1 protein-coding gene is annotated in these 2,094 nt (G+C 71.7%); it reads right to left on the bottom strand.

Features of this window, described 5'->3' with window-relative positions:
* Positions 1 to 170: 170 nt before the first annotated feature.
* Entirely contained in the window at positions 171 to 1,391 is a 1,221-nt protein-coding gene (locus AAHZ94_RS33135; RefSeq protein WP_349997408.1) for a polysaccharide lyase family 7 protein, read from the bottom strand.
* Between the last annotated feature and the right edge of the window lie 703 nt (positions 1,392 to 2,094).

Here is a 2,094-nt window from a genome sequence, read left to right as displayed (position 1 = left end):
CCCGCCGCGAATTGTCTTTTTTTTAGCTGATCTTCAGGGAAATCATCATCGGAGTGCTGGTCTGGGGCTGTCTGAGGTTATTTTAGCGCCAGGGTTGCCGGCGCCGGCCCACCGTACGACTGCCCGCCCGGGGGGCGGCCCGCAGAGGTTCCGCGAACGGGCAGCCGGGCTCAGGAGTGCTGGACCTTCAGTTCGTGGATGCGGGTCTCGCCGTAGTTGCTGGACGAGCAGGGGTCGGTGTTGGTGCAGTTGGCCTGGGTGTAGGCGCCGGCCTTGAAGTAGTTGCCGGAGCCGGTGTACGCGATCGTCGTCTTCAGCTCACCGTTGTAGTACGCCTTGACCTTGCCGTCCTTCACGACGAACTTGGCCTCGAAGACGGTCCCCAACTTGTAGTTGGCGTCGACCAGTTGGTGGTGCGTGGTGTCGTCCTTGGTGACGTAGAGCTTGGTGCCCTCAAGCCGGAACACGGTGACGTCGTCGTCACCCCCGTGGATCTGGGCGCCCACCACGTACGGCCGCTTCTCCGGCAGGTGGGTGAAGGCTTCCCGCACGGTCAGCGTGTGGGTGCCGGACGTCGCTGACCAACTCGCCTTGTCCTTGCCGCCGTTCTTCATCTCCCGCAGCTCCGAGCGCGGGTTCTTCGAGCCGCTGGTGGTCACGCCGTTGACCGGGGCCTGGAACTGTACGGCCTTGCCGCCCTCGACCACCTTGAAGTACGGGTCGTGGGAGTACGTGTCCAACGCGGGCTGCTGGATCTCGGTGGGGTGCCCGGGCTCGCCGATGGGCAGGGTCTGCTTCCAGTTGGTCAGGTCGAGCACGTCGGCCGGGACCTTGGCCGTGCCGCCGTCGTCGCCCCCGCCGTCGTCACCGCCGGCCGCGCCCCACACCTCGACCTCGGTGAGGCTGTTCCACGCCCCGCCGTCGGCGCCGCCCACGCCCTGGTAGCCGTGGCCCACGTAACGGATCTTCGAGGTGGTCACGGCGTCGAAGGCGAAGGACTCCAGGCCCTTGCCGGTGCCGCTGCTGCGGCCGTCGACGACGGTCTGCCAGGACGAGCCGGTCCAGTACTGGAGCTGGAACAGGTTGCGGCGGCTGTCACCGCGGTAGGTGGCGAGCTTGACCTCGTTGACGGACTTGGCCGCCCCGAGGTCGAGCTGGAGCCAGGCCCCGTCGCCCTCGCCCGACCAGCGGGTGCCGAGGTCGCCGTCGACCGCGCCGGCCGGCACGTTCTCGTCGCTGGTGCTCGCGGTCACGGCGGCTGCGCCCGGCGTGATCTCCGCATCGGCAGCCCGGGCGGCGCTCGGCGTGGCACTGAACGCGGCGAGCGAGGCGGCGAGCGCCGTGGCGGCGGCCAGCGCCGTACGGCTGCGCCGCGTGAAGGTATGGGCCATGGGAGTCTCTTCCCCTTCTGAACTGTGCTGCTGGATGGGGTGGGTTGGGGCGAGTGTGCTGTGCTGTGCTGCGGTGCGGTGCGGTGCGCAGGGGCACTGTGGCGCAGGGGTGTGGGGACGGGTCACGGGCCTGGTGGGGATGGGTGTGGCGGGTCGGGGTGCGGTGGGGATGGGTGTGGCGGGTCGGGGTGCGGTGGGTCGGGGTGCAGGCCCCGGCATCGGCCCCTGCCCCGGCCCCGGTATCGACCCCGGCCCCGGCCCCGACATCGACATCGGCCCCGACCTCGGTTTCTGTTTCTGCTTCGGCTTCGGTGCGGCGGGGCCGGGGCCCTGAGGCCCCGCCGCCCGGCCTGGCAGTCGCATGAGGCCCGCCGCTACCTCCCCGGCCGACGGCTGACACCGCCCGGGCCATCCCCCGGGGTGGTCTGCGGTGCGGTGGCCGACGCCGAGCGCCGGCGCCCCGTGGCTGCCGCAACCCAGCACACGGGGCGCGCGATTGTTCCGCAAGCAGTTCCCTGCCCGGTGAACAATCCGGGGCGGCCGGCCCCGGGGCCGTTGGCCCGGGGGGCCGGGCCCCGCCGCCCCCCCCCGGCGCCCCCCGCCCCCCCCCCCCCCGCGCGGCGCGCTCGACCGCTTCCTGGCCGACTTCGCCCGCGACCTCCAGTCCGACCCGGACACCAGGGCCCGGGTGGAACGCCTCAAG

This window comes from Streptomyces sp. HSW2009 (genome assembly GCF_040240285.1).
Lineage (GTDB): Bacteria > Actinomycetota > Actinomycetes > Streptomycetales > Streptomycetaceae > Streptomyces.
The sequence above is the reverse complement of the archived record's forward strand: the minus strand, read 5'-3'. Positions and strand labels throughout refer to the sequence as shown.